25 protein-coding genes and 1 other annotated feature are annotated in these 24,747 nt (G+C 42.5%); of the genes, 2 read left to right on the top strand and 23 right to left on the bottom strand.

What is annotated here, in order from left to right:
* Positions 1–66: 66 nt before the first annotated feature.
* From JKM87_RS01285 to JKM87_RS01275, 3 genes are all read right to left on the bottom strand, one after another.
* On the bottom strand, positions 67–984 hold the full coding sequence (locus JKM87_RS01285) for an RluA family pseudouridine synthase (protein ID WP_202077037.1): 918 nt from the start codon (positions 982–984) through the stop codon (positions 67–69).
* Between the two features lie 47 nt (positions 985–1,031).
* Entirely contained in the window at positions 1,032–1,535 is a 504-nt protein-coding gene (gene lspA, locus JKM87_RS01280; protein WP_202077035.1) for a signal peptidase II, read from the bottom strand.
* A gap of 150 nt (positions 1,536–1,685) precedes the next feature.
* A complete protein-coding gene (locus tag JKM87_RS01275; RefSeq protein ID WP_202077033.1) occupies positions 1,686–2,387 on the bottom strand; it encodes a TraR/DksA C4-type zinc finger protein in 702 nt (233 codons plus the stop codon).
* A 188-nt stretch (positions 2,388–2,575) separates the two neighbouring features.
* On the opposite strand from JKM87_RS01275, the gene JKM87_RS01270 reads away from it, so the two are divergent.
* Positions 2,576–3,538 carry an alpha/beta fold hydrolase gene (locus JKM87_RS01270; RefSeq protein WP_202077031.1) on the top strand — a complete coding sequence of 321 codons (963 nt, stop codon included), beginning with the start codon at positions 2,576–2,578 and terminating at the stop codon, positions 3,536–3,538.
* A 130-nt stretch (positions 3,539–3,668) separates the two neighbouring features.
* Here the strand turns inward: JKM87_RS01270 and JKM87_RS01265 are convergent, their stop codons facing one another.
* From JKM87_RS01265 to spoIIGA, 12 genes are all read right to left on the bottom strand, one after another.
* Positions 3,669–3,794: an FbpB family small basic protein gene (locus JKM87_RS01265; RefSeq protein ID WP_202077029.1), complete on the bottom strand. Its 126-nt coding sequence runs from the start codon at positions 3,792–3,794 to the stop codon at positions 3,669–3,671.
* Between the two features lie 225 nt (positions 3,795–4,019).
* A complete protein-coding gene (ileS, locus tag JKM87_RS01260) occupies positions 4,020–6,803 on the bottom strand; it encodes an isoleucine--tRNA ligase (RefSeq protein ID WP_202077027.1) in 2,784 nt (927 codons plus the stop codon).
* 86 nt (positions 6,804–6,889) lie between these two features.
* Positions 6,890–7,121 (bottom strand) — a binding site (T-box leader).
* A gap of 146 nt (positions 7,122–7,267) precedes the next feature.
* The gene (locus tag JKM87_RS01255; RefSeq protein ID WP_202077025.1) at positions 7,268–7,774 is read right to left on the bottom strand and encodes a DivIVA domain-containing protein; all 507 of its coding nucleotides are present in this window, start codon (positions 7,772–7,774) and stop codon (positions 7,268–7,270) included.
* Positions 7,775–7,857: 83 nt separating this feature from the next.
* Positions 7,858–8,631: a YlmH family RNA-binding protein gene (locus tag JKM87_RS01250; RefSeq protein WP_202077022.1), complete on the bottom strand. Its 774-nt coding sequence runs from the start codon at positions 8,629–8,631 to the stop codon at positions 7,858–7,860.
* Between the two features lie 2 nt (positions 8,632–8,633).
* Positions 8,634–8,906 carry a YggT family protein gene (locus tag JKM87_RS01245; protein WP_202077020.1) on the bottom strand — a complete coding sequence of 91 codons (273 nt, stop codon included), beginning with the start codon at positions 8,904–8,906 and terminating at the stop codon, positions 8,634–8,636.
* 7 nt (positions 8,907–8,913) lie between these two features.
* On the bottom strand, positions 8,914–9,384 hold the full coding sequence (locus tag JKM87_RS01240) for a cell division protein SepF (protein ID WP_236838491.1): 471 nt from the start codon (positions 9,382–9,384) through the stop codon (positions 8,914–8,916).
* 9 nt (positions 9,385–9,393) lie between these two features.
* On the bottom strand, positions 9,394–10,086 hold the full coding sequence (locus JKM87_RS01235; RefSeq protein WP_202077018.1) for a YggS family pyridoxal phosphate-dependent enzyme: 693 nt from the start codon (positions 10,084–10,086) through the stop codon (positions 9,394–9,396).
* On the bottom strand, positions 10,083–10,928 hold the full coding sequence (gene pgeF, locus JKM87_RS01230; protein WP_202077016.1) for a peptidoglycan editing factor PgeF: 846 nt from the start codon (positions 10,926–10,928) through the stop codon (positions 10,083–10,085). The genes JKM87_RS01235 and pgeF overlap by 4 nt, the downstream gene beginning before the upstream one ends.
* 145 nt (positions 10,929–11,073) lie before the next feature.
* Positions 11,074–11,397 (bottom strand): YlmC/YmxH family sporulation protein, encoded by a 324-nt coding sequence (locus JKM87_RS01225; protein ID WP_202077014.1) that lies wholly within the window; start codon positions 11,395–11,397, stop codon positions 11,074–11,076.
* A gap of 67 nt (positions 11,398–11,464) precedes the next feature.
* Complete coding sequence (sigG, locus tag JKM87_RS01220; RefSeq protein ID WP_202077012.1) at positions 11,465–12,244, bottom strand: RNA polymerase sporulation sigma factor SigG; 780 nt, start codon at positions 12,242–12,244, stop codon at positions 11,465–11,467.
* Between the two features lie 177 nt (positions 12,245–12,421).
* Entirely contained in the window at positions 12,422–13,144 is a 723-nt protein-coding gene (gene sigE / locus JKM87_RS01215) for an RNA polymerase sporulation sigma factor SigE (RefSeq protein ID WP_236838490.1), read from the bottom strand.
* On the bottom strand, positions 13,145–14,071 hold the full coding sequence (spoIIGA, locus tag JKM87_RS01210; protein WP_202077010.1) for a sigma-E processing peptidase SpoIIGA: 927 nt from the start codon (positions 14,069–14,071) through the stop codon (positions 13,145–13,147).
* A 185-nt stretch (positions 14,072–14,256) separates the two neighbouring features.
* On the opposite strand from spoIIGA, the gene argS reads away from it, so the two are divergent.
* Positions 14,257–15,951, top strand: coding sequence for an arginine--tRNA ligase (gene argS / locus JKM87_RS01205; protein ID WP_202077008.1), 1,695 nt, complete (start codon positions 14,257–14,259; stop codon positions 15,949–15,951).
* A 108-nt stretch (positions 15,952–16,059) separates the two neighbouring features.
* On the opposite strand, the gene asnB is transcribed toward argS, so the two are convergent.
* From asnB to murA, 8 genes are all read right to left on the bottom strand, one after another.
* The gene (gene asnB / locus JKM87_RS01200; RefSeq protein WP_202077005.1) at positions 16,060–17,910 is read right to left on the bottom strand and encodes an asparagine synthase (glutamine-hydrolyzing); all 1,851 of its coding nucleotides are present in this window, start codon (positions 17,908–17,910) and stop codon (positions 16,060–16,062) included.
* Positions 17,911–18,092: 182 nt separating this feature from the next.
* Positions 18,093–19,238 carry a cell division protein FtsZ gene (gene ftsZ / locus JKM87_RS01195; protein ID WP_202077003.1) on the bottom strand — a complete coding sequence of 382 codons (1,146 nt, stop codon included), beginning with the start codon at positions 19,236–19,238 and terminating at the stop codon, positions 18,093–18,095.
* Between the two features lie 52 nt (positions 19,239–19,290).
* The gene (gene ftsA, locus JKM87_RS01190; RefSeq protein ID WP_202077001.1) at positions 19,291–20,556 is read right to left on the bottom strand and encodes a cell division protein FtsA; all 1,266 of its coding nucleotides are present in this window, start codon (positions 20,554–20,556) and stop codon (positions 19,291–19,293) included.
* A gap of 214 nt (positions 20,557–20,770) precedes the next feature.
* Positions 20,771–21,127 (bottom strand): small basic family protein, encoded by a 357-nt coding sequence (locus tag JKM87_RS01185; protein WP_202076999.1) that lies wholly within the window; start codon positions 21,125–21,127, stop codon positions 20,771–20,773.
* Positions 21,127–21,846 carry a DUF881 domain-containing protein gene (locus tag JKM87_RS01180; protein WP_202076997.1) on the bottom strand — a complete coding sequence of 240 codons (720 nt, stop codon included), beginning with the start codon at positions 21,844–21,846 and terminating at the stop codon, positions 21,127–21,129. The genes JKM87_RS01185 and JKM87_RS01180 overlap by 1 nt, the downstream gene beginning before the upstream one ends.
* A 13-nt stretch (positions 21,847–21,859) precedes the next feature.
* On the bottom strand, positions 21,860–22,558 hold the full coding sequence (locus JKM87_RS01175) for a DUF881 domain-containing protein (RefSeq protein ID WP_202076995.1): 699 nt from the start codon (positions 22,556–22,558) through the stop codon (positions 21,860–21,862).
* An 85-nt stretch (positions 22,559–22,643) separates the two neighbouring features.
* A complete protein-coding gene (locus tag JKM87_RS01170; protein ID WP_202076993.1) occupies positions 22,644–23,438 on the bottom strand; it encodes a cell division protein FtsQ/DivIB in 795 nt (264 codons plus the stop codon).
* 49 nt (positions 23,439–23,487) lie between these two features.
* A complete protein-coding gene (gene murA, locus JKM87_RS01165) occupies positions 23,488–24,747 on the bottom strand; it encodes a UDP-N-acetylglucosamine 1-carboxyvinyltransferase (RefSeq protein WP_202076991.1) in 1,260 nt (419 codons plus the stop codon).

Below are 24,747 nucleotides of genomic sequence, written 5' to 3'. Positions count from 1 at the left end.
GACATTTATTACAAATACCCTTCATCTTTTTACATTTTTTACATTTATTACAGTATGTGCTGATCGTTAGTTTCGTCTTAATCGTGTCATCTCTTTCTCCATATCAGACGGTACGGGCACATCGAACTCTAACCGTTCACCTGTACGCGGATGTGTAAAACCTAACTGTTTGGCATGCAAAGCTTGTCCCTGTATAGATAATGTTTTGGATGGGCCATATTTAGGGTCTCCCGCTAATGGATGTCCAATATACTTCATATGCACTCTAATTTGGTGTGTCCGCCCTGTTTCTAATTGAAGTTCAACCAATGTGAATTGGTTATATCTCTCCTTGACATGAAAATGGGTGACCGCTTCCTTGCCCTGTTTGATGACCGTCATTTGTTGTCTATGTTGTGGATCACGTCCAATTGGTGCACGCACTGTCCCACGATCGTGACCAATCACCCCATGCACGATGGCCACATAACGTCGGGTGACGGTGTGGGCTTTCAGCTGATCAGCTAATGACATGTGCGCTTGGTCATTTTTGGCCACCATAAGGAGGCCGGATGTATCTTTATCAATACGGTGTACGATGCCAGGCCTCATCACACCGTTAATACCAGATAAATCTTGACAGTGTGCCATTAAACCGTTTACGAGTGTCCCTGTATAGTGCCCAGGAGCGGGGTGTACCACAAGTCCTCGAGGCTTATTGACCACGATGACGTCCGGGTCCTCATAAACGACATCTAAAGCCATCGGCTCGGCCTCAATGTTAACATCCTTCACTGGAGGGATACGCAAGTGAATGTAGTCATCCTCCTGTAACTTATAATTGGCCTTTACCGTATGTCCATTGACTTGCACGTATCCTTCTTTTATCCACTGTTGAACTTGAGAACGAGACCAATCCTCACCACTGGATGTTAAAAACTTATCTACACGCTCGGCATGTTGCTCCTCAAAATGCCAGTCATATATTTGTTCTGTGTTTTCCATTGTCATCTTCCTCTACATGCAAGATAGTAAAAAAAGTGAAACAAAACTTAGTCTTGTTCCACTGATGATTGACGTTTTTGCTTCCATTCTTGGATGCTTTCTCTTAACGTGTCCAGTAATATTAAAGTCACACCCACCACGAGTGCACTATCGGCCACATTAAATATAGGATAGTCATAATAATAAAATGATCCTAGCCGGATTTTGACATCCAAGAAATCAATCACTTCTCCAAACCGAACACGGTCGATAAAGTTACCAATCGCACCACCTAATACTAAGGCTAGAGCCCAGGAGAATAGTTTTTTCTCCTTAGCATACCGGATAAGATAATAAATGACACCTATGACGACAATGATCGTCACAAGAATAAAAAACCATCTTTGATTTTGTAGTATCCCGAATGCTGCGCCAGCGTTCCGGTGGGATGTTAAATAAAAGTAATCCTCAATGATAGGTATAGATTGTGCAATTTCCATGTGTTTCATGACGAGGTGTTTGGTCCATAGATCAAGACCTAACACAATAGCCGCTATGATAAAATAAATCATCTTATTCCCCCTATTCACCAACAGGTAAAGATGTACTTTCAAATTTTAGCATATCCCATAGCTAGCTACAACTGAGTTTTCAGGGGATAATAAACTAAATTGTGAACACAGACAAAAGGGCCGTATTTCAGGCCCTCATGCTGTGGTTATTTAGTCAACGTCTGTGTCAGGCATGATGATTTCGTCTTCCCAAATCGTTCCATATCCTTCTCCATCCTGTATATAGTTCTCATAAGAACGATTGCGGTTAACATCGACACTTTCATCGACTACATTGCCATCCATGTCCGTGATAATAAAACCTTCAATCGGTTCAACAGCCCCTCTAGACTCATCATCGTCAAGATAATCGTTGTAATACGTTTCATCAAATCGGGCAACGGCCTGATAAGCATCTTCTGCGTCGAATTGAGTCTGATCGTCATCGTCATCGAAATTAAATTGCTCAAAACCGGTGAGTACGTCTTCTTCAACTGGACGCACGCTGGAGTAACGAGGTGTACGTTCATGCTCCACACAGTGTTTAGTTGTAGGAACGGCCTGTAACCGTTCTAAACTGATGGTGCGGCCACATGTTACACAAATACCGTAGGACCCTTCTTCCATTCTTTGTAACGCGGCTTCGATCTCCTCTCGTTGATGATGATCATGTTCACGTAAGGCGAGGTCTTTTTCACGTTCATACATGGTGGACGCAGTGTCAGCGGGATGATTGTCATACTGGGACAGTTCCCCATCACTATCGCTCATGGCGTGTTTGAGTTGAAAATCACCATTCTCATGCAGACGAATGTCTAACTCCGTTTTTTCCTTGATCAGTTGCTCTCTCATACCTAAATACATCGGGTCCATTCAACATCCTCCTTTCTGCCTGCTCCTCCTTTCTTAGTTTGGTCTAATGACATCATTCAACACAGTGAAAAGTTAGGGAATCCATTCAACGGTTGGCAGAGTAAGGACAGAGAAGTTGGGCACTTTATGAATAAGGCAGAAGAAAATGTATGACATAGCACTGTAGCCCTATGACTGGAGGACCAAATATGAAAAAGACCATCATAAAAGCTCTGGCCACGGTTGGCGCATGCACAACAGCTTTACATAGGCTCAATCAAGCGCTCAGTATACCTAGCGAAACTCAACCACACGATACAGCTAAACAGTGTGTCTATCCTTGGTCTGAAGGCGATATTGTGTACCAAGTGACGGGAAGTGGAGACCCGATTCTTCTCATTCACGGGATGGGTATAGGCTGTTCTTCATATGAGTGGCGGAAAAATATTGATGTACTAGCTAAACATTACAAAGTTTATACCCTAGACTTATTAGGGTACGGATGTTCCGACAAGCCGAACATTTCCTATACAGCGTTTACTTACATACACTTGATTCGTGACTTTATCATTGATGTAATTCAACAACCGACTCACGTGATTGGAAGTTCGCACGGTGCCAGTTTCTGTATACGTTTAGCGAAAATTCATCCTGAATTACTACGTTGCCTTGTGCTCATTTGTCCTACAGGAGTAGAACAAGAACTGAACCCACCATCCTCTTACGTTAAAGCTCTGCAAACGGTGAGTTTGTCTCTACCCGTTTACCGAACAACGCTATACTATAGTATCGCTTCAAAATTACATATGAAATACTTTTTACAACGTTACTTGTATGCGAATGAGGAAAATATAACGGATGATCTCGTGGATCGTTACTACTTAAACGCCCATCAAGACGGCCAAAAGGCTGCGAGAGCGCCTCTTGCTTTTCTTAAAGGGGATTTGAACATACACATTTCTTCTGATTGGGAGGCACTGGCGCATCCTGCTCTCTTGGTATGGGGAGAAGAATCTGAACTGCACCCTATTGATCACTTGTCTCAACTTCGGGAGTTAAATTCAAATGCGGAGATCCAAGTTTATACGGAATCAGGTATCCTGCCCCATGACGAGGAAGCGTACTTATTTAATGGGATGGCGTGTGATTTTATCCAGAGACATACACACTAACGACAGTTATACCTTTATTTGTCCGCTTTTAAAACGGCATGAATGCACTTTAGATTACACGAGAAAGTGTAAGGGCACATAAAAGGTACATAAGTTATAAAAAGTAAAGCGAACCACATGCGGGTTCGCTTTACTTCTTCACTCTTTTACCCTCAAGTCGCTCCTCAATTCGAGAGAGCTCCTCTTTATTATTAAGAATTTCTCTTTTATTTTCTACGACAAGTTCTTCAAAGCTGACCTTTCGTGATTTACGCATCTCATGATCCTCCTTTATTAAATTTTCTTATAATTTATTATATCCATTCTTTTCTTACGTCAAACATTGTTGAAGATTAAATAAAGATGACATTTGTAGCGCAAAAAAAAAAGACTCTCTGCAAAATAAGCAGGGAGTCTTTCCTTGAATTAAGTGTAAAGGGGTCATCCATTCGTGATGTGTCATGTTTTGGACTGCAAGCCTTTAACTTGTATGATATCTTTTTTATTCTACTAAGTGTGCGTAATGTTCAGTAACCGTTTCAGCACAACGAGGACACAGGTCAGGATGATCGACATGCTCGTGTTGCCCTACCTCAGGGGTGACCACCCAACAGCGTTGACACTTCTCGCCTTCGGCTGGCTTAATCCAGACACTGACTGTATCTCCTTGTTGTGCATCCTCTGGGACTTGTTCAGTATCCTCATGTAACACAGCATGAGAAACGATGAACAGTTTTTCTAGATCTTCAAATTGTGCCAATAGGGCTTTGGTCTGTGCTGTTGGATATAAATGGACTTCGGCACTGAGAGAGCCACCGATCACTTTTTCCCTACGCGCGACTTCAAGCGCTTTAAGTACCTCTTGGCGAACAGTGATAAATTGATCCCATTTTTGCTCTAGGTCATCATCTTCAACGTGACTCACAGTATCTGGGATGTCCGTTAACTGTACACTCTTAGTTTCCGAACCTGGTACAAACTGCCATACTTCATCCGCCGTATGTGGGATGATCGGTGCCACCAATTTGACGATCAATTGTAATAGGTCGTACATCACCGTTTGTGTCGCTTTTCTAGCAACAGAATTGGGTGCGTCTGTGTACAACAAGTCCTTGGAGATATCTAGGTAGAGTGAGCTCAATTCGATCGTACAGAAATTGTGAACCGCTGAGTACACAGTATGGAACTGATACTCGTCATACGCCCCTCTTACTCTTGTGAGTAGGCGCTGCGCTTTAATAAGCATATAACGGTCGAGATCGGACATATCTTCCAAATTCACTCTGTCACGTGCTGGATCGAAATCAGCCAAGTTCCCTAAAAGGAAACGTAATGTGTTACGAATCTTCCGGTATACTTCCGCTATTTGCTTCAGAATGGCATCAGAGATGCGCACATCTGATTGATAATCCACAGAAGAAACCCATAATCTTAGAATGTCTGCTCCTAATTGATCGATCACCTTTTGAGGAACGATCACATTGCCAAGAGATTTGGACATCTTACGTCCTTCACCGTCAAGGGTGAAGCCGTGACTCAACACTGATTTGTATGGTGCGGCGCCACTTGTAGCGACTGCAGTTGTCAGTGAAGAGTTAAACCACCCACGGTACTGATCAGAGCCTTCTAGATATAGGTCAGCTGGCCATTGTAGTTCATCTCTTTCTTTGAGCACAGCTTCGTGAGAGGAACCGGAATCGAACCATACATCCATGGTATCCGTCTCTTTTCTAAAGTGTTCTCCTCCGCAACTCGGACACTTGAATCCTTCTGGCAAGAGTTCTTTCTCATCTTTATCATACCATGCGTTCGAGCCTTCTTCCCTAAATATAGCGGATATACGATCGATGGTATCATCATTCACAACTTCAGTGTGACAAGAAGCGCAGTAAAGAATCGGTATTGGAACACCCCATACCCGTTGACGAGAAATACACCAATCACCACGGTCTGCGACCATGTTATGGAGTCTTACTTCTCCCCAGGAAGGGGTCCAGTTGACCTCCTTAATCTCGTCTAAGATATCTTGGCGAATTTTATCGATAGAGGCAAACCATTGTTCTGTCGCACGAAAGATCACCGGCTGCTTACTACGCCAATCATGAGGATACGAGTGTGTGATGAACGATAGCTTGATAAGCGCGCCTTTATCCTTTAAGGATTCGGTTATCACTTTATTAGCTTTGTCATAGAATAAACCTTCAAAGCCAGGGGCTTCGTGCGTGAAGTGTCCTTTGTCATCAATCGGATTCAGGACGTCTAGCCCGTACTTTTGTCCCACGTAAAAATCATCTTCCCCGTGTCCAGGTGCCGTGTGAACACATCCCGTACCGGCGTCTAATGTCACATGCTCACCTAAGATCATTTGTGAAGTTCTATCATACAGAGGATGCTGCGTTGTGATATGCTCTAAGCTCTGCCCTTTTATCGTTTGGAGTACTTCATAGTTTTCCCACTCTAACTCTTGTTGCAATGTGTCTAATAACCCTTGAGCGACAAGGAGTTTTTCCCCTTCAACTCTAACAACGGCATATTCAAGGTCAGGATGAACACTAATTGCTAAGTTAGCTGGAATCGTCCATGGTGTTGTTGTCCAAATCACAACTGAGACATCTGAATCGAGAACGCCTTTACCATCTTGTACTTTGAATTTAACGTAAATAGAAGGTGAGCGCTTATCTTTATACTCAATCTCTGCTTCGGCAAGCGCTGTTTCAGACGAAGGGGACCAGTATACGGGCTTTAATCCTTTGTAGATGTACCCTTTCTTAGCCATATCGCCAAACACTCTCACTTGTCTCGCTTCGTACTCAGGCTTTAAGGTAATGTAAGGGTCTTCCCAATCCCCTCTTACACCTAAACGTTTGAACTGAGATTTTTGAGTTTCTACGAACTTTAGAGCATATTCAGCACAAAGGCGTCGAAACTCATTAATGCCGATTTTAGACCGGTCCACTTTTTCATTCTTAATGATGGCGTGTTCAATCGGGAGACCGTGTGTATCCCAACCAGGAACGTATGGGGCATCGTAGCCAGACATTGATTTATAACGTACAATCATGTCTTTTAAGATTTTGTTCAGTGCATGCCCTAAGTGTAAGTCACCATTGGCATACGGAGGGCCATCGTGCAGTATAAACTTAGGACGCCCTTTCGTTCGTTCTTGGACCTTCTCATATATTTTTTCTTCATCCCACCATTGTTGCATATCAGGCTCACGCTTAGGTAGGTTCCCACGCATAGGGAAATCTGTTTTGGTAATCTGCAGCGTTTGTTTGTACTCCACTGTCTCATCCTCCTATATTTGTATTTTAAAATGTAAACTGTGCGTATACTCAAGCTTTTTTGAGAATAAAAAAGTCCCTCATCCCAGATAGGGACGAGAGACTTCCCGCGGTACCACCCTAGTCAATAACACAGGTGCACATCGTTCACTGTGTTAAGGCCTTTCATTCGTAACGTGAATGATACGGGAAACACTTACTATTGTTCAGCGCTCCAACTCCAGGGTGATCTTCAGTCCTCCAGTTTTTACTAGGCTCACACCATCCCTAGCTCGCTTAAAAAACCATAGAGGTCTTACTATCCCATTCCTCGTTTTTGTTATATATCCCGTTAGCATTTAAACGGTGTTGCAAGTTTAGTATACGTGAGATTACAGTCAATCAGCACAGAGATCATATTTGATGTATATCGTCTATTATTAGGCAGTATAAAAAAAGTTAAACCTTTCGTCAAGCCTCATTATGCTTATCGAGCCACTTTGGGCTGTTGATTGGGTTCCGCATCATGTGTGTCATCAGTAATTCTATCCCACTCTTCACTCTGAAGCATTTCAAGCTGCGCTTCTAGAAGTGTGCGGAATCGTGCCCGATAAATAGAGGCTTGTTTCTTTAATTCTTCACCCTCCATTGAAATTTTTCTAGCCTTAGAGAGTGCTTCGTTAACGATACGATCCGCATTTTTTTCCGCTTCTTTAATAATCAACTGTGCCTCTTTTTTGGCATTTGATTTCACTTCATCCGCTGTTTCCTGGGCGACAATAATCGTTTTGCTCAGGCTTTCCTCAATGTTAGAGAAATGACCTAGTCTTTCTGTTGAATCTAACATCTTTTCTTCTAGTTCTTTTTTTTCACGAATGAGTATCTCAAACTCTTTGATAATTAAATCTAAGAATTCATTGACTTCATCCTCATCATACCCTCGAAACGAACGACTGAATTCTTTGTTGTGTATATCTAGTGGTGTTAATGACATGATGCGCACCTCCCGTTATTCATAACGTTTGCTAGAATCTATTCGACAACACCTGTGCATTTCCTTCTTAATACAGGATTTTTTTACGATTTGTTCTCTTTTCGACCTAATGACACTCGAATATTCCCCTTTTTTGTTTGTCCCTGTATGCTCGAAAATAAAAACCGACCAAAACCTTTGACGGAAAGGATGTCACCTTTCTGTAAAACCATGCCGGCTTGCTCTACAAGGCGCCAGTTCACTTTGACCTTTTTGCCTTTAATTAATGTTGTCACCTTTGAACGAGATAAGGGTAACAGCTCTGATAAAATGACATCTAAGCGTAAAGAGCTCACAGTACGATCAAATGATTGCCAAGGATCTGACGGCGGTACAAGCTCGTCTAGATGATGCGTTTGTAAGGTCACGTGATATCGGGAGACTTGATGGAAATGCCCTAATACGTAATCAGCTATATCCCCAGCCACGAGTAATTGTTTGTGTGAATCAGCGATGAGAATATCTCCAAACTTTTCTCTTTTTAAGCCAATACCGAGTAATGACCCGAGTACATCCCGGTGGGACACATTGACGTCCTGTTCAATAGAAAGAAGTGTCACTTGAAAATCTTCAGGTGACACCTCATCATACTCCGGGTATATTAACGCCCGTTTGCGCTCCGATTGTTCGTAACCCCCAAAGAACGATACGTTAATATCAGCTAATCGACCCACAACCGATTGAACGATAAACTGCTCTCGAGGGTCTAGGAAATTGGTTAGTCGACGTTGATATCTCTCTTGAACGATATCGGCCCAATCGGCCACCTTCTCAACGAAGGCGTGCTCCTCGGGCCGAAAATGGTCATAGAAGCTCATCATTAACCCCCGAAAATCATGTGCACGAGAGACTCTGCACCCATACGTGCAAAGCGTAATGCGATGAGTGCGACGATAGGAGAAATATCAATCATACCTAGTGGGGGAATAATCTTGCGAAACGGCGCCAGCACAGGTTCCACAAATTTTCCTAGAATTTCACCTAGCGCAGATTCTCGTAAGTTTGGAAGCCATGACATCAATATATATCCAAATACCATGAAGGTATATATGGTAAAAAACAGATCAACTAATTGTAATGCAACTGCGTACATGTCTACGTCACCTCATTCTTGAATGTAATTCACCCTCTGATTGTTCAGATATGTTCCCTTGTATATCAACATTGTCAGCTGTACAGAGGAAAATATTATGGCCGAGTTTATGTATATCTCCCCCTATAGCATACACTGTTCCGCTTAAAAAGTCGACCACCCTTTTCGCTTGGTCATGGGCTAGCTGATGTAGATTGACAATGATCATGCGACGTTGCCTAATATGATCAGCCAGCTCTTGTGTCTCATCGTATGAAAGGGGTTCGATTAATATGACCTTCATCTGTGATTTCACAGACTGTAACGGAACAATATTATTTGGGGGACTACTATTCTTTGTGGATTTTGGGGGCATCATCTCCTCTTCTTCGTCAGCCCAATCCTCATCCTCCATGGTTCTATGTTCGTGTTTTGCCTCATACGGGTCTCCACCTAAGCCTAGAAAATCCATCAGTTTATTCATCATTCCCACCGTCATCGACTCTCCTCATGATTTTAATTCGTTTCCGACTAAAGATGTTCCTAGCCTGATAAAGGTTGCACCTTCTTCAATCGCCACAACATAATCGTTAGACATGCCCATCGAAAGCTCATTCAAGGGGGCATGTGGATACTGTTTGGCTTTGAGTCTCTTTTGTAATGCCTTTAGTTGACGGAAGATCGGTCTCGTCTCCTCTGGATCCTCTACATAGAGGGCCATTGTCATTAAGCCGACCGCTTGTATGTGTGGTAAATGCTCTAAACGCTGAATAAAACTTTCTACCTCATCCAGATGTAGGCCATGTTTGGTTTCCTCTCCTGAAACATTCACTTGAATGAAACATGGGACAACGATATTTTTAGCACCTGCTCGTTTTTCTATTTCTTTTGCTAAAGATAGACGATCTAATGAATGTATCATCGACATTTTATCAATAATGTCTTTGACTTTATTAGATTGTAAGTGGCCGATAAAGTGCCACACACCGTGTTCATAAAGTTGGTTCCATTTTTGAACGGCTTGTTGCACTTTATTTTCTCCTATATGGACGATGCCAGCATCAAAGGCTTCCTGCATCCTTTCTATACTGACATACTTAGTGACGGCAATAATATTTACTTCATCTGGATCTCTGTTGACACGTTGACAAGCTGCTTGGACTTCTTGTTGTATGCGTGTAAGATTCTCTTTGACTGTCACGTTCTAGTTGCCTCCTCCTTTAATGCCATATAAGCTGTCATACGACCGGTTTGTCCGCCTTCCTTCCGGTGGGAGTAAAACAAGTCGGTATGACACCCTGTACACCATGTTGATACTTCTATATTTTCCGCTGGAATTCCTGCTTTTTTCAATGATTCGGCATTCACTTGTTTTAAATCCAGGAGGTACTTATCATTATTAAGGGGGGTGATGGCATATTGATCGCTGCTTTTATCTAATGTACGTATCTGATCGATCACTCTGCGATCAACTTCGTAACAGCACTGCCCTATAGAAGGGCCTATAACAGCAAAAACTTCCCTAGGTTGAATGTTAAAGTTTTGACGCCATTCTGAAACTAACTTAGCGCCAATATTGGCTACGGTTCCCTTCCACCCGGCATGCGCCACCCCTATCATCCTGTGGGAGGACGCAACAAAATATAAGGGCACACAGTCTGCATAAAAAGAGGCGATAAAAACGTTCGCTTGATCTGTATATAGACCATCGACTTGATCGATCGCGTCTGCCTGACTGAGTCTCCCTCGGCCTCTATCACTCAACTTTACATAATGTAGGCGATCTCCATGTACTTGATTACCACATGTCCATGCATCAGTAGGCATGCGATGTATGTCTAAAAGTTTTTTTCTATTATTTAAAACATCTTCCGCTCGGTCCCCTACATGCAAAGCGCAGTTCAGCGATTGGTAAGGGGAGTGACTCACACCACCATGTCGTGTGGTGATTCCAGCCATTAACCATGGGAATCTTTCCTCAAGTGAAGGAATTGTCATATGCGTCCCTTGCTGATCTTTAAGTTGAAACGGTTCCATTCCCATGTCTCTATCCCCTTTCCACTGTTTCTCTCTCAATCATACAGAATGCAATCATAACTCTCAATAAGAAACCACAGACAATATTTTATGGGAAGGTGAGTATAATAAAATAAAACAAATAAAACGTTACCCGCTGGGGGTAACGTTTTTACGTTCCATGTGAGTATGGACGATAGACTGGAGGGTCGTGATGTTCCTCCTTGTGTTTTGACTCATTATCGTCCAACGCATACGGTGTCTCATCTAGTCTGACAAGGATCACATCTGACCCTATTTTTACAATTTGGTTCCACGGGATCACGATATCTTGCCCACTAGAGAATAAGCCAAAAAACTTTCCTGGTCCTGGACACACAATTGCATCAACACGGCCATGTTTTAAGTTGATCTCCAGATCACTTACAGTACCTAGTTTACTGCCGTCCATGACGTTCACGACATCCTTGGTTTGGAACTCTGATATTTTCAACATTGGAATCCCACCTGTACCATCACTTTATACTAGTATATGTACGGGTGTTAAAAAATGTCCTTTTTCATTAGGTTTGTACATGTTTTTGCATTTGGGAGATGGCGGCTTTCTCTAATCGTGAGACTTGCGCTTGAGAAATGCCTATCTCTTGAGCCACTTCCATTTGCGTTTTGCCTTCGAAAAAACGCATAGACAGGATCATTTTCTCTCTGTGATTTAAACGGTGCATCGCTTCTTTAAGGGCGATTTCCTCTACCCATTGGATATCCTTGTTCTTCTCGTCACTAATCTGGTCCATGACGAAAATGGGATCGCCCCCGTCATGATAAATCGGTTCAAATAGTGACACTGGATCTTGAATGGCATCCAAGGCGAAAACCACGTCTTCTTTGGGTACATTCAACTCCTCAGATATTTCATTCACTGTAGGTTCACGACTGTGTAGGTTCGTTAGGTTATCTCGAACTTGTAACGCTTTATATGCGATATCTCGCAAGGAACGAGACACGCGAATAGGGTTATTATCTCGCAAATATCGGCGAATTTCCCCTATAATCATGGGTACTGCATAGGTAGAGAATTTAACATTCTGACTAAGGTCAAAGTTATCGATGGATTTCATAAGTCCTATACAACCGACTTGGAACAGGTCATCTACATACTCTCCACGATTATTAAAGCGTTGAATGACACTTAACACCAGTCTTAAATTCCCATTCACTAGCTTTTCCCTGGCTGAATAATCTCCACTCTGTAGTTGAACAAAAAGTTCACGCATCTCTTTGTTTTTTAAAACGGGTAATTTGGACGTGTCCACTCCGCAGATTTCTACTTTGTTTCTTGTCATCTGTCATTCCCTCCTGATGTTGGTGCCAAGTTATTGTTAAGTATCTCCTCAGGGGGAAAATTTATGCAGTTGTCAAACGGGCATACACGTCCAAATCAAACGTCTAGCGGTGGTTTTTCAAGGGTAAAATTTTTTCTGTCTTAGCATGTGAAAATTTTCTTTATATTTAAAGATGCGCTAAATCATTTTATTAAATTCTTTTCTCAAACGTTTAATGATTCGCTTTTCTAAACGAGAGATGTACGATTGGGATATCCCTAACATGTCAGCCACATCTTTTTGTGTTTTCTCCTCCCCGTCTGCTAATCCAAACCGTAGTTCCATAATGACCTTTTCTCGCTCAGTGAGTTTTTGTAACGCTTTGTATAAGAGTTTTTTATCCACTTCTTCTTCAATGCCTCTGTATATAGTGTCATTCTCTGTACCCATCACATCTGACAAGAGAAGTTCGTTGCCATCCCAGTCTATATTAAGTGGTTCGTCAAAGGAAACTTCACTTCTAATTTTGTTATTGCGTCTGAGGAACATCAGGATTTCATTTTCGATACAACGGGAAGCGTAGGTGGCCAGTTTTATTTTTTTCTCCGGGTCAAAAGTATTCACAGCCTTTATTAAACCGATGGTGCCAATACTCACCAAATCTTCAATATTGATACCAGTGTTCTCAAATTTCCTGGCGATATATACGACCAAACGTAAATTACGCTCGATGAGCATTGATTTAACAGCCTCATCACCTGTACTTAACTTCGATAATAAGTGTTCCTCTTCTTCACGAGTGAGGGGCGGTGGTAAAGCTTCGCTTCCTCCTATGTAATAAATCTCTTCTGCCTTTATTCCTAGAAAGAGTAATAATTTGTACCAAAGTAACACGATGTTTAGTTTCCATCTTCTGATCATCTAGATCGCCTCCTCCTTCTCCTGAGTTTGTAACTGTGCTGGGTGCAATATCGCTTCAAATTGCCCATCATGAGATAGGGGCTGGGGGTTAACTCCAATCAGGACGCGACAAGCGTCATACGTCTTCCCTTCATACGTCACTTGGACGTTGTCAGGCTTAATTGCTGCCATCAACTCTAGTCCTTGTCTGACACCCCTGTACGGAATAATACGTAAACGTTCAGCCCACTCCGTTTCACTATCAACACCTTGCCACTCACCCACCTTTTCTTGTTCTACAAGCGTCACGACTGAGTCAGGTAAGAGCGGCTTGAGGGTATCTAACTGGAGCATCATGACTGGCATCTTCGTTAACGGATCATGTAACTGATTGCCCGTGTCAATTAATCCCGTACATGAGATCTCATGCTCTCCCATTCGTATCCTCACGTCTGCTAAAACTCCCTCCTTTGCTTTGGTTATCTCTAATTGATGCCATCTGGATTTCGTCAGCCCGTACATGGCCATAAACCCGATGATGACAAACAACCAAGACACAGGATCTCCAACCCCTCCAGACTGCGTCGATAAAATTCCTTGCATGACTTCATGATTTGTTTGTAACATTGAATGGATGGCCAAAATACCGCCACCCGTGACAAATGATACAAAATAAAACATAAGGAAGGCCTGTATAAAACGTTGAAAGTTTCCAAAGCCAAACGCCACACTCACGATGACCAGGGAGAGTACAATTTTACTCAAAAAGGTATAATACGAACTCAAGGGTGGTAAAAAGAGTATAAACACGTACGACGAACCAATGGCGGAAGCTAGGACTAATCTGCTCTTTTTTAAGGGGATTTTTCGAAAATACCCTGTCATCCATAAAAGCAAGTAGTCGATGAAGAAATTGAGTAGCCAAATAAGATCGAGATATAAATACATCTCACAGGCTCCTTGTTTTGGGATGAACACAGTATATCTTATCTATATTCCAAAACTTGTTGAATCTTGCCTACTTGTCCTCAATTTTTTTAGCGAATCCATTCTAGTTATGTTGTCGAACTTTTCCATGTTATGTATAATAAAAGCTTAGTAGAACTGATTCTTTACGTTAGGAAGGATTGCATATGAAACAACAGGTCGTTGAGGTTTTGAAGGGTGTCGTCGATTTACCTATAGACAACATGACACAACTGCTAGAAACGCCCCCTACCCGTGAACAGGGGGACGTTGCTTTTCCATGCTTTCAATTGGCAAAGGTCTATCGCCAGGCACCACCTAAAATTGCAGAGGATATCGTCTCCAAACTGGACGCTACACACCTTGAAAAAAACGGTATAAAAGAGGTCGTACAAGCGGGTCCTTATGTTAACTTCTTCTTTGATCGTCAAGCTTACACCGCTAAGGTCATTAACACACGCATTGATCAACAATTAGAAGAAGTGAAGGTCGGCAAAGATAAAAGCATTGTTGTGGAGTATTCCGCACCTAACATTGCCAAACACTTTAAGCTTTATCACATCCGTTCAACCATGATCGGTCAGGCCCTGGCTAATGTGTATGGTGCGTTAGGTTATCAAGTGGAACGTATCAACCACGTTGGTGACTGGGGGACTCAGTTTGGTAAGCTTATTGCCGCCTATGTGAAATGGGGTAACGAGGAGAAAGTAAAAGCAGACCCGATTACGGAACTAGTCGCATTATATGTGAAATTCCATGAAGAGGCAGAAAATGATTCAAGTCTCGAGGACGAAGGACGGGCGTGGTTTAAAAAGTTAGAAGACGGCGACGAGCAGGCCGTACGCTTATGGAAATGGTTCGGGGAAGAGAGCCTAAAAGAATTTAATAAAATATACGATCTTCTCGGCGTGGAATTTGATCATGTGTTAGGTGAAAGTTTTTATTCCAACAAGATGGATGACGTACTCGCTGAACTGAAGGAAAAAGACTTACTTGAAGAGAGTGAAGGGGCTCTCGTTGTTTCTCTGGATGAACAGAATATCCCACCGTGTATTATCCAAAAACGTGACGGAACATCCATTTATGCCACAAGAGATATCGCCGCTGCACTATATCGTGGCAAGAAGTTTAATCCGGAAAAGATGTTATATGTCGTCGATCAGAGACAAGCGTTACACTTTCAGCAGGTCTTCTCTGTTGTTGAGAAGATGGGCTACGAGTTTGGACAGTCTTGTGAACATCTCCCCTTCGGTATTATGAAAATTGAAGGTGAAGTGGGCTCGACTCGTAAAGGAAAAGGAGTCCTTCTAGATGAAGTTCTCAACGCTGCCATTGATAAAGCGAAATATATTGTAGAAGAGAAAAATCCTAGTCTGGAGAATAAAGATGAAGTCGCTGAAGCGATTGGTGTCGGCGCCATCGTCTTTAACGATTTGAAACACCATCGTACACATGAGATCGACTTTAAGTGGGATGAAGCCTTTAATTTTGAAGGCAAAACAGGGCCTTACGTCCAATACACACACGCAAGAATGAGAAGTTTATTAAGACGGGCAGGTTCCGACACTTTTGAAAGTACGCCCCATGCCGTCTATCAATCCGACCTTGCTTGGGACATTATCTTTGCTATTGAGCAGTATCCACAGGTCCTAGTGGAAACAACGAAAAAAAATGATCCTTCCCAAGTGGCGAAGTATCTCTTAGACATCTGTCAATTATTCAACCGTTATTATGCTAACGAGCGTTTCTTTGTAGAGGACGAAGCGGAGCAACAGGCAAAGCTAACCTTAGCGTATAAAGCGGCGGAAATCCTTGAGCACGGTTTATCTATGTTAACGATTAAAGCACCACATCAGATCTAGCAGTACTATCCGTTTGCAGGGCACCAAATGAAAAGACCTGTTGTGTTTTATTCCACACAACAGGTCTTTTAGTATTGAACGTGTGTCATTTATGCTGTAGTCTTACAATTACGCTGTGTCGATATTAATATCATACGCTCGTAGCCAGGTGTCGATCTGACAGATATTGGCCATTACTTGAGGTCCTGTCATTAATTGACCAAACCACGGACGTTTAAACTTTGTGCCATGGCTCTGTATCAAATCTTCAATGGCTTGACGGTCCATGATTTCCAATATACGACAATCTTTGTCGTCAATGATCTTCTCTAGCCAAGCCCTCACCGCAGCAGTATATTCGGGGTGGTGTGTCTTAGGGTAAGGGCTTTTTTTACGATAGAGAACCTCATCGGGCAATACCCCTCTCAATGCTCGGCGTAAAATGCCTTTTTCCTTCTGATCGACCATTTTCATTTCCCAAGGAATATTCCATACGTATTCAATTAATCGATGATCAGCAAAAGGGACACGAACTTCAAGGCTAGCTGCCATACTCATTCTATCTTTCCGATCTAATAACGTTGTCATGAACCAAATCACGTTCAGGTAAAACAACTCTCTGCGTCTTGCTTCTTGTGGTGTCTCACCTTCTAACCTAGGTACTTCAGCAAGAGATTTGTTGTATTGACTTTTTGCGTATTCTTTTAGGTCTAATCTCTTGTGCCAATCATGCTTCAGCAAACGTTGCCTTTCTTCTAAAGCATGCATCCACGGAAAACCTTCACGGGCCATTAATTCCTCATCATGGAACCATGGGTAACCTCCAAAGATCTCATCGGCACATTCACCAGATAAGGCGACGGTCGCTTCTGCTCTCACCTGTTCACAAAACCATAGTAAAGACGAGTCGATATCGGCCATGCCCGGTAAATCTCGTGCTCGCACGGCATTTTTAAGATATTCTATTAACTGGTTCATATGAATCAGTTTGGTACTGTGTTGATTCCCTATATAGGAGGACATTTTTTGGATAAACGGCTCATCAGAATCGGGCTGATAATCATTTGCTGTGAAAAAGCGATCATTATCAGCGTAATCTATGGAATAAGTATGCAGGACGCCTTTACGTTCTTTTTGGAACGAATGAGCCGCAAAAGCTGTGATGGCACTTGAGTCAACACCACCCGAAAGAAAAGTACATACAGGGACATCGGCCACGAGCTGTCTTTCGATCGCGTCTTGTAACAAGGCTCGAACGCGTTCAGTCGTATCTTCTAAGCTATCCGTATGAGGATGGCTTTTAACTTGCCAATATCTTTTGATTTGTAGTCCTTGTCGATCAAAGATCATATAATGCGCAGGACGAAGTTCATCTATTCCCTTAAAAACCCCGTGACCCGGGGTTCTCGACGGGCCTAAACCTAGAACCTCAGCTATACCCTCTCTGTCAATATTTGGACTTATAGCTGGATGAGCGAGTAACGCTTTGATTTCCGAACCGAAAAGTAACCTGCTCTCCTGTCTTGCGAAGAAAAGAGGTTTTACACCTAATCTGTCCCTCGCTAGATATACACGTTGTTCTTTTTCATCCCAAATGGCAAAGGCAAAAATCCCATTTAGTTTCTCTACACAAGACGGTCCCCATTCAATATAGGAAGTCACTAATACTTCTGTGTCTGAATGAGATTGAAACGTATGTCCTTTGAGCATTAATTCTTTGCGCAGGTCCTCAGTATTATACAGTTCACCGTTGTAGACGATCGTGTATTCGTGCTCCTGAAACGTGCGTCTCATCGGTTGACAACCGCCATCTGGATCCACGACAACCAGTCGAGTATGTCCAAAGCCAACATGAGTTGATATAAACGTATTGAGTGCATCGGGTCCTCTTTTTGATAACTGTAAAGCCATGTGATGTAACGTTGGTTCACGGTTAGAAATGTTCTCTCGCCAATCAATCCACCCTGTTATGCCACACACGTCAATCACCACCCCTATCCTCTGTTTCTATATGCTAGGTTAATGCCTATGTGTACACCATATTCAGCTCAAAATAGAAATGTGCCTTGTTAATGAAAAAAGGTTCTAGCCACGTCGTCCGTAGCTAGAACCTTTTCACAACAGTATTACTTATATGACAATGCGGACAGATTCAGTATCTGTTACCGTCTATTTCGATTTCTTAAAAAGGTAGGGATATCAAGGTCACTTTCATCAAACGATGTCGTGCCTCCACCATATTGTCCTTTGACATTTTCAGTTTCAACTTTTGGCTGTTGCTGTTGTTGTTGTTGTTGTGGGGCGGCTTTTCCTGCTAGTCCGCCTCCCACTCGATTGCCAGGCTGTTGTGCCTGAGCCTCCTCAAACCCAGTGGCGATCACGGTCACCACGATTTCATCCTTCAGCTCTTCGTTAATGACGGCACCGAAAATCATATTGACCTCGGGGTCTGAAGAGGAAGCGACAATATCGGCCGCTTCATTAACCTCGTACAGGGAAAGGTTAGAGCCACCAGTAATGTTCATTAAGACACCTTTAGCCCCATCGATAGACGTTTCTAATAATGGTGAGCAGATCGCTTTCTTAGCGGCCTCTGTTGCCCGGCTTTCACCAGTGGCAACCCCGATTCCCATTAAGGCAGATCCTTTTTCAGTCATGATTGTTTTCACATCAGCAAAATCTAGGTTAATAAGCCCAGGAACAGCGATGAGGTCAGAAATACCTTGTACCCCTTGTCGTAACACGTTATCAGCTTCTCTAAATGCTTCTAACATAGGTGTATTTTTATCTACGATCTCTAAAAGACGGTCATTTGGGATGACGATGAGGGTGTCCACTTTTTCTTTTAGCGCTTCTATTCCAGCGTGTGCATGTGTTGATCTCCTTCTCCCTTCAAATGTGAAAGGCCGAGTCACAACGCCCACTGTAAGCGCACCAAGTTCCTTAGCTACTTCGGCGATCACGGGGGCAGCTCCAGTTCCAGTTCCCCCTCCCATTCCAGCCGTAACAAACACCATATCCGCACCTTTTAATACACTTTCAAGTTGTTCACGGCTTTCTTCAGCAGCTTTTTTGCCTACTTCCGGGTTTGCTCCTGCCCCAAGCCCGCGTGTGAGTTTCTCTCCGATTTGTAGTCGGTGCTCCGCTTTTGATAAGTGTAGTGCCTGGGCATCCGTATTGACTGCAATGAAATCGACACCTTGTACGCCGTTTTCAATCATACGATTAACAGCATTACTACCGCCACCACCTACACCGATCACTTTAATTTGAGCTAATGATTGCATATCCATATCAAATTCTAACATCGTTGTTCCTCCTAACTATCATCGTCCTGCGACTATGAGATCGTTTCGATTTTTAGATAAATTCTTTGAACCAACTTTTCACTTTATCTGTCACCGTCTCTTTTTGTTCAGTCGGCTGATGCTTTTCCATGGCTGCTTTTTTGTTGGTATTAGAAGGAGATGCGGCTGCTGCAACTTCCTTTTGGTGACGACGAATCTGTTGATAGGCGTATTTTATAATGCCAACACCAGTGGTGTATTGAGGCTCTCGCACACCAATATAATCTGGAATGGCCACTCTCACAGGGTGGTTAAGAACATATTTGGATAGTTCTAAAACGCCCGGCATGCTGACAACCCCTCCTGTAAGTACATACCCTCCGGGGATGTCTTGGTAACCTAATTTTTTTAGCTTGTCATCAATTAACTCAAACATTTCAGCTACACGCGGTTCAACAATATGAGCGAGGTCAACCTGACTGACCTCACGTTCAGCTTGAGTACCAATTTTAGGTACTCTGAATATATCGTCTTCTAACGCATCATCAATAAAAGCACAACCATGCTTCAACTTAATCTTTTCAGCAGTGTCGGTTGTCGTCCGTAATCCAATCGCGATATCATTTGTTATGTATTCTCCGCCTATAGGGATCATCTCAGCTGCGACGAGCGCACCATGTTCAAATACGGAAACAGTGGTTTGGCCCGCGCCTATGTCGACTAAGGCAACGCCAATAGATTTCTCATCCTTGGTTAAGGCTAAGGAACTCGCTGCTAGCGGTTGGAGAAAAATACCAGAAATAGAGAGACCTGCCCGTTCGATACAACGTACGAGATTATGAATGACGGTTTTAGAACCGGTGATAATTGTGCCTTCCATCTCAAGCCTAACGCCGATCATACCACTCGGGTCGGATATGCCGTCCAATCCGTCTACAATAAATTGTTTTGGTACAACGTCTATAATTTCTCTTTCTGGGGGTATAGCAACCACTTTAGATGCTTCAATGACCCGAATGATATCTTCTTCTCCAATTTCGCGATCTTCACTGGATACAGCAACAACGCCTTGGCTTGGCTGTAAATGTATATGGTTACCTGTGATGCCAACAAATATCTGTTCAATGGTGATCCCGACCATACGTTCAGCACTTTCAACAGCGCGTCGAATGGATTGTACTGTTAAATCTATATCGACAATAGCCCCTTTCTTAATTCCCTCTGACTCACTTGAGCCCACACCGATAATGTTGATAGAGCTATTACTTAATTCTCCAATAATCACGCGAACCTTGGATGTACCGATGTCTAAACTGACAACAAAGTCATTGGTGTTCAAGCCTTGGCACCTCCTTCATGTAATAAAAACACAACATTCATTGTGATGCACACGATCATGGTTAACATATTGTCACTTAAAAGATCATTGTTATACGTATCTTTAATGTAATTCAACATAACTAGGCATTTCCCTTTTTTATAACTAAATTTTTTATTATTTTTTTTGGGTGATTTCATCAAAGCGCAGCACACTGGTCAATTTTGGAAATTGATTATATATCTTGTTGCTTTCCACTTGATAGTCTGTGGAATAATATTCTCCTAATGATGGCCATATTGTTAAAGAGACGGACTCCGAAAGCAAATATAGCGGCCAAATACAAATCGATCCCTAGATAAATACCTAGGAAAGCCAAACCGCCTGCCAGTAACGTATTAAAAAAGAACCCACTGACGAATACAGTAATATCAAAGTTCGATTGTAAGTGCGCTCGCAAGCCACCAAAAAGGGTATCCAAAGCAGCCAAGACAGCAATGGACAAATAATGCATGTACTCTGGGGGAATTGTGACATTTGAGTAGAGGCCGAAAGCAATCCCAATCAATAAACCGACAATAGGTAGCCACATTATTCGCTTTCCTCCTTCACTGGTTCCATGTGGTGGAGTTGGACACGCTGTCTAAAACCTGGCACACGTATTTCATCCTCTACTTCAAACGACACTTCATAGTTGGCAACCATAAAGTATTGTTCAATACCTGCTAGTTTTAGGGCAGGTATCAATATGCTGTGTTCACCTATCACTTTGATTTCATATGGAGGTTGAATGGGTACCGTATTGACTAAAATTTTATCTCCCACATTTCTGATGGCTGATGTACTCATGAGCCTTTGATTATTAATGGCAATAGCTTTTGCTCCATAGGCATTTAATTCGTTTACCACAAAACGCAAATCCTCATCATATATTAAAAGAGAATGCATGTCTTGCCATTTTTCTCCCTCTACTGAAGTGATTCGTATCACAAAACCTTCCTCGACAATATCTTCAAATCCACCTATTTTTCTTAAGCGCTCTAGTTCCTGTTCCATTATATCTGTAATCCTGTCTTCTCTGTTCATGGACATCTCATATTCATATAGTAATTGGTCATGCTTTGATATCTCTTGTAAAAGAAACTCTGACCGTTCTCTTTCTCTTTGCAAACTGACGCGAATCTCGTTCATATCTCTCGTGTCTGTATACTGATAATCCTGGTTTGTCTGGAATTGTATGGCGATCATGAACCCGATTACGATGCATATCCCCGTCATCATCAGTGTCACTGGACATATTTTTTTCCCCATCGCAATCCCTTCCTTATGCTTCGCCTATGTATGCCGGAATGATCACTTCGTTTTGTTTCTCCACATTGACAGTAATATCCCATGATTGTAACGAGTCGACGACACCGCCTGGTAGATATAAAGCCTGATATAGCGTTTCTGAATCTCCCACAGCTGTTATTTCAAACGGGGCTGTGGATTTAACACCATTAACGATAATCGTTGGGCCAACACATCGGATACCTGTTAAATGAGTCACACGTTGCCCGTTAATACTGATTCCCTCTGCCCCTGCTGCCAATAACTCATTGACGACTCTTCTTACGTCCTGCTCATGTATGATATAGTCATTTGGGTTTTGAGCATCACTGGCATACTCTGCATCTTCCATTCGAATAGTGACACCGGGTCCTGTGGCGTCACTAACCCCAGCAAGAAGACGCATCCTTTCGAGTTCTTTCTGAGTGGCTGAAATCGCGTCCTCCTGAACGGAGATCCGTTCTTCCTTTTCAACAATGCGTTGCTGTATGTCCCGTAATTGTTTCTCTAGCTCTTGATTTTCCTTTTGCACCTCCGTCAACGTCTCTCTAAGTTGATCTTCTTCAAGCCAATAACGGTGCTGGGGGATCTTTTGCGTCTCTGTCTGCTTTGTGTACTGATAAGAAAACGAGAGTAGAAAACCTGCACATAAACTTACGATCGTCAAGTAAACATGAATACGTTTGATTTTCATCATGATTGTCCTTTCTATCAAGGTTACGTAACATGCTTGGCGGTATAAACCTAAGACCTTAGACATTAAGGTCTCTTAAAGCCCCTTATTCCGTCGGGTCCTCTTCACTATTGTCTATGGTTTGAGCGGGATCTTCATACCACTTACCATCAAATAAATGATAAATGCCCTCGCTTTTCAGTCCTTCCGAACGTCTTTGTTCAACTAAGGAGGGGTACCAGCTCACGTGTTCAGCAAACTTTCTAATCGATGTACGAACCTCGTTTCCATCATCCATATATAATGTGAGTCGATAAGGATCAGAAACAATAGGTGTAAGGTTTATTTCCGATATGGTTTCTAATATCGTAGCCGGTAGTTTATTCAATTCTTGGCTTAATTCTAGGACTCCCTCTTTGTTCGGCCAGCCACTCAGAATGGGATACTGAACCCTTTGTTCCTGCCATTCGCGCTGCAATAAAATATGTCCTGTGGCTATAATAGGATATAACTTTTGTTCCTGATACCAAAAAGCGATATGGCGATGCTCTTCTACGATAATAGATACTTGGTTAGGAAACGTTCGCTCCACGCGTGCCGTATGTACCTCAACACGTTCTTCTAACCGTTCTTGTACGGTCGACGTGCTAAAATTATAAAAAGAAAGCCCTTCATCAAGCTGGGCATACGCTAGGACTTGCTCTCTCGTCAGTAATTGATGACCTTCTACGTTTAGCTCCTTAATCTTTGAAAAAGGGGATTGAAAATAAATCAATAATAAGATCATTAAAAAAAAGAGGAAGATGAGAAATATAAATAATTTATTTCTTTTCGGCTTGTGTTGTTTTTGTATCGTCGGCATTCTACGATCATATATGACATTGTCATTGTGCTTGTTCATTCTTGTCCCTTCCATCCCTTTAAAAAAACGGCATATTATATATGCCGTTTTAAGATTCATCAGATCGCCTTATATCGGCTCCTAGAGCCTGCAACATACCTTCTAATTTTTCATATCCTCGATCGATATGATGAATATTTTCTACTATCGTTTCTCCTTCGGCTTTTAACCCAGCTATCACAAGTGCCGCTCCGGCTCTTAAGTCAGTCGCTTCAACCATCGCTCCAGATAGTCGACTAACGCCTCGGATATAGGCACGGTTAAGATCGGTTGAGATATTCGTACCCATTCGATTTAATTCATCAACGTGTCTAAATCGACCTTCAAATACCTTCTCTTTTACGACTGATGTTCCCTCAACAGTCGAAAGGTAGGCCATCATCAGGGCTTGGAGGTCTGTTGGAAAACCAGGGTGCGGATCTGTTTCAATTAGATCTATGGAGCGTAAACCCCTACTTACTTTTAATGTCATTATATCATTATACGTTCTGATTTCAATACCACTCGTTTGCAAGTTTGTTAAAAGCGCCTGGAGATGTTCAGCTCTTACATTAGTTAGGGCAACTTCTCCCCGTGTAATTGCTGTAGCAATCAGTAGAGTTCCTGCAATAATTCTGTCAGGAATAATCTTATATGATACAGGGGTGAGATGTTCAACCCCCTCGATGATGATTTGATCTGTGCCAGCACCTCGCACCCGGGCTCCCATCACATTAAGATAATCTTGTAAATCCACAATTTCGGGCTCTCTAGCTGCATTAGAAATTGTGGTGGTGCCTTTGGCTAAACTGGCAGCCATCATAAGATTCTCTGTTGCACCAACGCTAGGAAAACGAAGAAAAATCTGTGCGCCGGTTAACTGACGTGCCCGACATGATATCGTGCCATGGGACTCAATAATATCTGCTCCTAATTTCTTAAGTCCATCCAAATGAATATCAATAGGCCTTTCACCTATTGCACATCCCCCGGGGCGTGAAATTGTCACTTCCCCATATTTTGCTAGTAGTGGACCCATGAGAAATATAGAGGACCTCATTTTACCCATGAGTGGTTCAGGTATTCTTGTTGAAGATAAAGTAGAGGTTTGTAAGCTCACTGTGTGATCCTTGTGAGTGACCTTTACACCTAAATGATTGAGTATCTCTATCATGACTCTAATATCAAGAAGTTTTGGCACATCGGAGATTTCTTGTTCTCCAGATGCTAAGATGCTCGCAGCTAATATGGGTAATGCTGCATTCTTTGCACCGTGTATTCTTAACTCTCCTGAGAGAGGCAGACCACCTTTGATGATAAATGATGCCAT

Source organism: Caldalkalibacillus salinus, from assembly GCF_016745835.1.
GTDB lineage: Bacteria > Bacillota > Bacilli > Caldalkalibacillales > JCM-10596 > Caldalkalibacillus_A > Caldalkalibacillus_A salinus.
This window is presented reverse-complemented; position numbering and strand designations above follow the sequence as displayed.

Coding starts and splice junctions, on each gene's coding strand:
- JKM87_RS01175 (WP_202076995.1), bottom strand. CDS start 22,558: ATGAAAATCAAACGTATTCATGTTTACTTGACGATCGTAAGTTTATGT.
- murA (WP_202076991.1), bottom strand. CDS start 24,747: ATGGCATCATTTATCATCAAAGGTGGTCTGCCTCTCTCAGGAGAGTTA.
- JKM87_RS01270 (WP_202077031.1), top strand. CDS start 2,576: ATGAAAAAGACCATCATAAAAGCTCTGGCCACGGTTGGCGCATGCACA.
- JKM87_RS01240 (WP_236838491.1), bottom strand. CDS start 9,384: ATGACGGTGGGAATGATGAATAAACTGATGGATTTTCTAGGCTTAGGT.
- argS (WP_202077008.1), top strand. CDS start 14,257: ATGAAACAACAGGTCGTTGAGGTTTTGAAGGGTGTCGTCGATTTACCT.
- JKM87_RS01180 (WP_202076997.1), bottom strand. CDS start 21,846: ATGGGGAAAAAAATATGTCCAGTGACACTGATGATGACGGGGATATGC.
- JKM87_RS01285 (WP_202077037.1), bottom strand. CDS start 984: ATGGAAAACACAGAACAAATATATGACTGGCATTTTGAGGAGCAACAT.
- JKM87_RS01255 (WP_202077025.1), bottom strand. CDS start 7,774: ATGTCATTAACACCACTAGATATACACAACAAAGAATTCAGTCGTTCG.
- JKM87_RS01250 (WP_202077022.1), bottom strand. CDS start 8,631: ATGAGCTTCTATGACCATTTTCGGCCCGAGGAGCACGCCTTCGTTGAG.
- pgeF (WP_202077016.1), bottom strand. CDS start 10,928: ATGGGAATGGAACCGTTTCAACTTAAAGATCAGCAAGGGACGCATATG.
- JKM87_RS01225 (WP_202077014.1), bottom strand. CDS start 11,397: ATGTTGAAAATATCAGAGTTCCAAACCAAGGATGTCGTGAACGTCATG.
- sigE (WP_236838490.1), bottom strand. CDS start 13,144: ATGATCAGAAGATGGAAACTAAACATCGTGTTACTTTGGTACAAATTA.
- JKM87_RS01245 (WP_202077020.1), bottom strand. CDS start 8,906: ATGTACGCAGTTGCATTACAATTAGTTGATCTGTTTTTTACCATATAT.
- sigG (WP_202077012.1), bottom strand. CDS start 12,244: ATGACAAGAAACAAAGTAGAAATCTGCGGAGTGGACACGTCCAAATTA.
- spoIIGA (WP_202077010.1), bottom strand. CDS start 14,071: ATGTATTTATATCTCGATCTTATTTGGCTACTCAATTTCTTCATCGAC.
- JKM87_RS01185 (WP_202076999.1), bottom strand. CDS start 21,127: ATGTGGCTACCTATTGTCGGTTTATTGATTGGGATTGCTTTCGGCCTC.
- JKM87_RS01265 (WP_202077029.1), bottom strand. CDS start 3,794: ATGCGTAAATCACGAAAGGTCAGCTTTGAAGAACTTGTCGTAGAAAAT.
- JKM87_RS01170 (WP_202076993.1), bottom strand. CDS start 23,438: ATGAACAAGCACAATGACAATGTCATATATGATCGTAGAATGCCGACG.
- ftsZ (WP_202077003.1), bottom strand. CDS start 19,238: ATGTTAGAATTTGATATGGATATGCAATCATTAGCTCAAATTAAAGTG.
- lspA (WP_202077035.1), bottom strand. CDS start 1,535: ATGATTTATTTTATCATAGCGGCTATTGTGTTAGGTCTTGATCTATGG.
- JKM87_RS01275 (WP_202077033.1), bottom strand. CDS start 2,387: ATGGACCCGATGTATTTAGGTATGAGAGAGCAACTGATCAAGGAAAAA.